This window comes from Streptomyces sp. (assembly GCF_031178505.1).
GTDB classification, from domain to species: Bacteria; Actinomycetota; Actinomycetes; order Streptomycetales; family Streptomycetaceae; genus Streptomyces; species Streptomyces gulbargensis.
On sequence record NZ_JAPSIW010000454.1, the window covers coordinates 1 to 5,795 of the forward strand.

The following is a 5,795-nucleotide window of genomic DNA, read 5'->3' on the forward strand; positions in this document are numbered from 1 at the left end:
GGGGCGGCTGCGGCCGGTGGCGGGTCCCGAGTACCCCCTGACCGAGGCCCGCCGCGCCCACACGGACCTGCTGGAACGCCGTACGACGGGCAAGGTCGTCCTGCGCCCCTGAACCCGCCCCGGCCGCCGGACCGGAGCCACCGAACCGATCCGCCTACCCCACCCTCATCCCAAAAAACGAACCGACCACGCGGAATGTGACACTTTCACGGCCTGTCCTTTGGTCCCCCGCCGAAACCGCGTGAAGCTCTGGCCATGAGACGGCGCGGGGGCAGGTCATCTCATGCCCTGACTGCCCCTGCCCCCGGGCCGCCTCGACCGTGACGACTCCGGTGCTCCGACGCGCCGGCGGAACCGAGGGGCGGGGAGGGGACACGTCGTGCCGGAAGGGAACGGACCCTGGTCCGCGGGGCCCGGCATCTGCTCGTTCGCGGCGCTCGGCGACAGCTTCACCGAGGGGGTGGGCGACGAGACGCCCGACGGCGGTGTCGTCGGCTGGGCCGACCGGCTCGCCACCCGCCTGGCCCGGCACTGCCCGGCTCCGGAGTTCCGCTACGCCAACCTCGCCGTCCGCGGCCGGCTGATCGACGAGATCATCGAGGAGCAGGTGCCGCGCGTCCGCGAGTTCGCCCCGGACCTGGTGACCTTCTGCGCCGGCGGCAACGACATGCTGCACCCGGGCAGCTCCCCCGACGCCATCGCCGCGCGCTTCGAGGCGGCCGTCACCGAGCTCACCGCGGCCGCCGGCACGGTCCTCGTCTTCACGGGCTTCGACCCGCGCGACACCCCGGTGCTGCGCCGGCTGCGCGGGAAGATCGCCATCTACACGGCCCACGTCCGCGCCATCGCCGACCGGCACGGCTGCGCGGTGGTCGACCTGTGGTCGCTGCGGGCCATCCAGCACCCGCGCGCCTGGAGCGAGGACCGGCTGCACCTGTCCCCGGACGGGCACGAGCAGGTCGCCCGGCGGGTCGCCGACGTCCTCGGCCTGCCCGAAACGCCGCCGCCCGCCGACCCGTGGGCACGGGAGCACCGCCCGTGGCCGGCCGAGCAGCTCCAGGACCTGCAGTGGGCCCGCGAGCACTTCCTCCCGTGGATCGTCCGCCGCCTGACCGGCCAGTCGGCCGGGGACGGCATGGGACCCAAGCGCCCGGACCTCTCCCCGCTGTGACGCGCCACCGCGTCGTACGGGCGGAGACGGAAGAGACGGAAGAGAGAAAGGCATCCCGTGGCTGCTGACGCCGCACACCGACTGGCCGCCCTCGCCGCGCAGGCGCTGGGCACCCCGCTGCCGCTGCGGCTCCGCGCCTGGGACGGCAGCGAGAGCGGACCGCACGACACCCCCGTCCTCGTCGTCCGCCGCCGCCGCGCCCTGCACCGGCTGCTGTGGCAGCCGGGCGAACTGGGCCTGGCCCGGGCGTGGGTGGCCGGGGAGATCGACGTGGAGGGCGACCTGTACGAGGCCCTGGACCGGCTCACCGCCGTCGTCCCGCCCGACGCCCACGAGCTGGGGCGCCGGATGCTGCGCGACGGTACTGCCCTGCGCCTCGCCGGGTCGCTGCTGCGGCTCGCGGGCCCGGGCGTCCCGCCGCCTCCCCCGCCGGAGGAGTCCGTCCGCCGCCGGGGCGGGGCGCACACCAAGCGCCGCGACCGGGCCGCCATCAGCCACCACTACGACGTGGGCAACGACTTCTACGCCCGCGTGCTCGGCCCGTCGATGGTGTACTCGTGCGCCTACTGGGAGCGGTCCGCCGGCACCCTGGAGGACGCCCAGGCCGCGAAGCTCGACCTCGTCTGCCGCAAGCTCGCGCTGCGCCCCGGCGACCGGCTCCTCGACATCGGCTGCGGCTGGGGCTCGATGGTCCTGCACGCCGCCGAGCACTACGGGGTGCGGGCCACCGGCGTCACCCTCTCCGTCGAGCAGGCCGACCTCGCCCGCAAGCGGGTGGCCGAGGCGGGCCTGACCGACCGGATCGACATCCGCGTCCAGGACTACCGGGACGTCACCGACGGCCCGTACGACGCGATCTCCTCCATCGGCATGGCCGAGCACGTGGGCCAGGTCCGCTACCAGGAGTACGCGGAGCGGGCGTACCGGCTGCTCAGACCCGGCGGCCGGTTCCTCAACCACCAGATCGCCCGCCGGCCCCTGGAGGACGAGGCGGGCTACCGGGTGGACGCCTTCATCGACCGGTACGTGTTCCCCGACGGCGAGCTGTCCCCCGTCGGTTCGACCGTCTCCTCCCTGGAGCGGGCCGGGTTCGAGGTCCGTGACCTGGAGGCGCTGCGCGAGCACTACGCCCTCACCCTGCGGGCCTGGGTACGGAACCTGGAGGAGCACTTCGCCGAGGCGGAGCGGCTCACCTCCCGGGGCCGGGCGCGGATCTGGCGCCTCTACATGGCCGCCTCCGCCCTCGCCTTCGAACGCAACCGCATCGGCGTCAACCAGGTGCTGGCCGTCCGCACGGAGGACGACGGCACCTCGTCCATGCCACTCGTACGGGGTACCTGGAACTGACCTCCCCGATCGACGCCCTGACTGCTCCGACCGGCCACAGGAGTGCCGGACGGGGCCGCCGGGTGGACCCGATCCATCCCCCCTTCCGTCGGGTTCACCCGGTCCTTCGCGACCGGCGGTACCACCGTTTCAGCAGGGGCTCACGGGATTCCGTCCCGGCCTCCGCTAACCTACTCGAAGCATATTTTGGCTTTGAGTCGCTTCGGTCGCTGAGAGGAACTCCGCATGACCCCTGACCTGGGGAAATCAACAAGCGACTCAAGATGCCCGGCCCCGACCGAGCGAGTCGCCGACCGGATCGCCGACCGCCCCGGCACCCCCCTGGACATCGCCGTGTGGTGCGCTCGACAGGGATGGCCCGTGCATCCTCTCGCACCCCGCCGCAAGACACCCAGTGCGAACTGCCGTGATTGTCAGGTCCGCCCCCACTCCCACCACACTTGCCCCTGCATCCCCGCCGGCCGCTGGTGCCACGGCTTCCACGCCGCCACCACCGACCTCACCCGCATCGAGTCCTGGTGGGGGCAGCAGCCCGGCTTCGGCGTCGGCGTGGCCTGCGGCGGCGCCGGCCTGGTGGTGATCGACGTGGACGCCCACGAAGCCCTCCCGCCGCAGCGTGAACGGCTGTTGCCCGGCATCCCCATCCCCCCGTCGGTCTCCCTCAAGGGCCTGCGGCACGGCTTCCACAGCCTCGCCCTGCTGGCCGCCCTGCGCGGGCAGCCCGACCCTTGCGAGGACACCACCACCCTGCGCGTACGCACCCCGTCCGGCGGCATGCACATCTGGTACACGGCCGAGCCCGGACAGGCCTGGCAGTGCTCGGCCGGATCCAGCCCCTCGCGCGCCCTCGCCTGGCAGGTCGACGTCCGGGCCCACGGCGGCTACATCATCGCGCCCGGCACCACCACCGACGCCGGTACGTACACGGCCGTCGGCCCGGCCCGCCTCCCCGCCCCCCTGCCCTCCTGGCTGGCCCTCGAACTGGCCCGCACCGGGCACCTGCCCGCGCCCCCCGCCCAGCGCAACGGCTCCCCGGTCCCGCACCGCGCCCGCGCCGCCGTCCTGGCGGCGGGCGGCGGCCGCGCCGCCGCGGGCCGTACCCTCGCCACCGTCCTGGCCGCCGTCTCCGCCTGCGCCACCGTCCCCGAGGGCGCCGCCTTCAGCGACAAACTCAACCGCGCCGCCTACACCGCGGGCGGGCTCGTGAGCGCCGGGCACCTCACCGCCTCCGACGCGGAGTCCGCGCTGCTCGCCGCCGCCCTCCACGCACGCCCCACGCAAGAACGCCGTGCCTTGCAGATCATCCGCAGCGGAATGAGCGCCGGCCGCCAGCGTCCCCTGATGCCGGGAGCCCTTTCGTGACCCGAGTACCCGACCACGACGGGCTGTTCGACCCGGAGGAGGTGGCTCGGCAGATCCTGCTCTCGTCCCCGCCCGCGGTCCCCGCGCAGAGCCAGCCCCCCGCCCCCGTACCCCCGCACGCCACCGAGCACGGCCTGCTGCCCGACACCCTCAGCGACCGGGGCAACGCGAAACTCTTCGTCACCCTGTACGGCCGCGACTTCCGGCACGTCCCCGGCATCGGCTGGTACCGCTGGTCCGGCTACCGCTGGGCACTCGACGAGGACGACAACGTCATGTGGGCCGCCGGCGAGATGGCCGAGTCGCTCGCCGAGACCGATCCGCGCGGCCGGTACACGCCCTCCGAACTCCGCCGCCACCAGCGCCGGGCCCTGTCCACCTCCGGCATGAAGGCCATGCTGCTCCAGGCGAAGTCCGCCCCCGGCATGGTCCTCAACGCCGCGCGCCTGGACGCCGACCCGTACGCCCTGTGCACCCCGAACGGGGTCGTCGACCTCGCCACCGGCCAGCTGTCCGCGCCCGACCCGGAGAAGCACTTCCACTCCCGGGCCACGAGCGTCTCGGCCCGCGCGATGTCCACCCCGCGCTGGAACCGGTTCCTCACCGACACGTTCGGCGACGACGAGGAGGGCCGCCAGCTCATCGACTTCCTCCACGAGCTGCTCGGCTACTCCATCACCGGCGACGTCGGCGCCCAGATCATGCCGTTCCTCTACGGGCAGGGAAAGAACGGCAAGAGCGTCCTGCTCGACGTCATGGTCAAGCTCCTCGGGGACTACGCCGACGCCGCTCCCCCGGGCTTCCTGATGGCCCGCCCGTTCGAGGGCCACCCCACCGACCTGGCCGAGCTCCACGGCCGCCGCATCATCGTCTGCTCCGAGCTCAAGCCGGGCGACCGCTTCGACGAGGCCCGCGTGAAGCTGCTCACCGGCGGCGACCGCATCAAGGCCCGCCGGATGCGCCAGGACTTCTTCAGTTTCACCCCGACCCACAAGCTCTGGCTGCTGGGCAACCACCGTCCCGAGGTCGGCACCGGAGGCTACGCGTTCTGGCGCCGCATGAAGCTGATCCCGTTCGAGCGGGTCGTCGCCGCCGACCGGCAGATCGACAACCTCGCCGACGTCCTGGTGACCGAGGAGGGCCCCGGCATCCTCCACTGGCTGATCGCCGGCGCCCGCCGCTACCTCAGCGGCCCGCGCGACCTCACCGGCCCCCAGCAGGTCCGCACCGCCACCTCCGCCTACGCCGAGACCGAGGACCACACCGGCCGGTTCCTGGGCGAGTGCTGCACACTGGATCCCGCCATGCGCGCGGAGCAGAGCCAGCTGTACAACAGCTACACCGGGTGGTGCCGACTGGAAGGAGCCAATCCCGTCTCGTCCCGTGCCTTCGCGGCCCGGGTCCGTGAAACCATCGGCATCAGTACGCCCAAGCAGATGATCTTGTCGAATCAGCGGAAGTTCTACCCGGGCATCGGACTCAACGCCGAAATGGGAGAGACGGTATGAGCGCGCTCATCGAGCCCGAGCAGCTCAGCTCCGAGACGGAACTCGTGTGGCTGGAGGACATCGAGCCCCTCGACTACGTCCGGCAGACCCTGGACAGGCTCCCCACCCGCCGTGGGAAGCCCGCCTACCACCGCGCCGGACGCATGGTCGGCTACGCCGTCCTCGGCCCCAAGGCCCGCTCCTCGCGCGCCTCCGGCACCTTCATGCGCCGCGTCTTCTGGCTCCTCCCCCACGACCGGGACGGCCAGCCCACCGGCCTGTACGCCTCCGGAGCCCCCTCCGAGGCCATCGACCCGCGCACCGTCGCCCCCGGCATCAAGGGGTACAAGACCCAGCGGTCGGAGGGCGGTCCCGAGTCCGCCGCCATGCGCGAACTCGGCATGACCCTGCCCGAGGCCTGACCCGGC

6 protein-coding genes are annotated in these 5,795 nt (G+C 73.1%); all 6 read left to right on the forward strand.

Annotation, left to right across the window (positions count from 1 at the left end; genetic code table 11):
• Window positions 1–7 precede the first annotated feature (7 nt).
• The 6 genes from RIF68_RS24975 (at window position 8) to RIF68_RS25000 (ending at window position 5,789) form a co-directional block, all read left to right on the forward strand.
• The gene (locus RIF68_RS24975) at window positions 8–112 is read left to right on the forward strand and encodes a zinc-binding dehydrogenase (protein ID WP_309053552.1); all 105 of its coding nucleotides are present in this window, start codon (window positions 8–10) and stop codon (window positions 110–112) included.
• A gap of 267 nt (window positions 113–379) precedes the next feature.
• Window positions 380–1,171 carry an SGNH/GDSL hydrolase family protein gene (locus RIF68_RS24980; RefSeq protein ID WP_309053547.1) on the forward strand — a complete coding sequence of 264 codons (792 nt, stop codon included), beginning with the start codon at window positions 380–382 and terminating at the stop codon, window positions 1,169–1,171.
• A 57-nt stretch (window positions 1,172–1,228) separates the two neighbouring features.
• On the forward strand, window positions 1,229–2,518 hold the full coding sequence (locus tag RIF68_RS24985; protein ID WP_309053548.1) for a cyclopropane-fatty-acyl-phospholipid synthase family protein: 1,290 nt from the start codon (window positions 1,229–1,231) through the stop codon (window positions 2,516–2,518).
• A gap of 360 nt (window positions 2,519–2,878) precedes the next feature.
• The gene (locus RIF68_RS24990) at window positions 2,879–3,880 is read left to right on the forward strand and encodes a bifunctional DNA primase/polymerase (protein ID WP_309053549.1); all 1,002 of its coding nucleotides are present in this window, start codon (window positions 2,879–2,881) and stop codon (window positions 3,878–3,880) included.
• Window positions 3,877–5,388: a phage/plasmid primase, P4 family gene (locus RIF68_RS24995; RefSeq protein WP_309053550.1), complete on the forward strand. Its 1,512-nt coding sequence runs from the start codon at window positions 3,877–3,879 to the stop codon at window positions 5,386–5,388. The genes RIF68_RS24990 and RIF68_RS24995 overlap by 4 nt, the downstream gene beginning before the upstream one ends.
• Entirely contained in the window at window positions 5,385–5,789 is a 405-nt protein-coding gene (locus RIF68_RS25000) for a DUF6009 family protein (RefSeq protein WP_309053551.1), read from the forward strand. The genes RIF68_RS24995 and RIF68_RS25000 overlap by 4 nt, the downstream gene beginning before the upstream one ends.
• Window positions 5,790–5,795 lie beyond the last annotated feature (6 nt).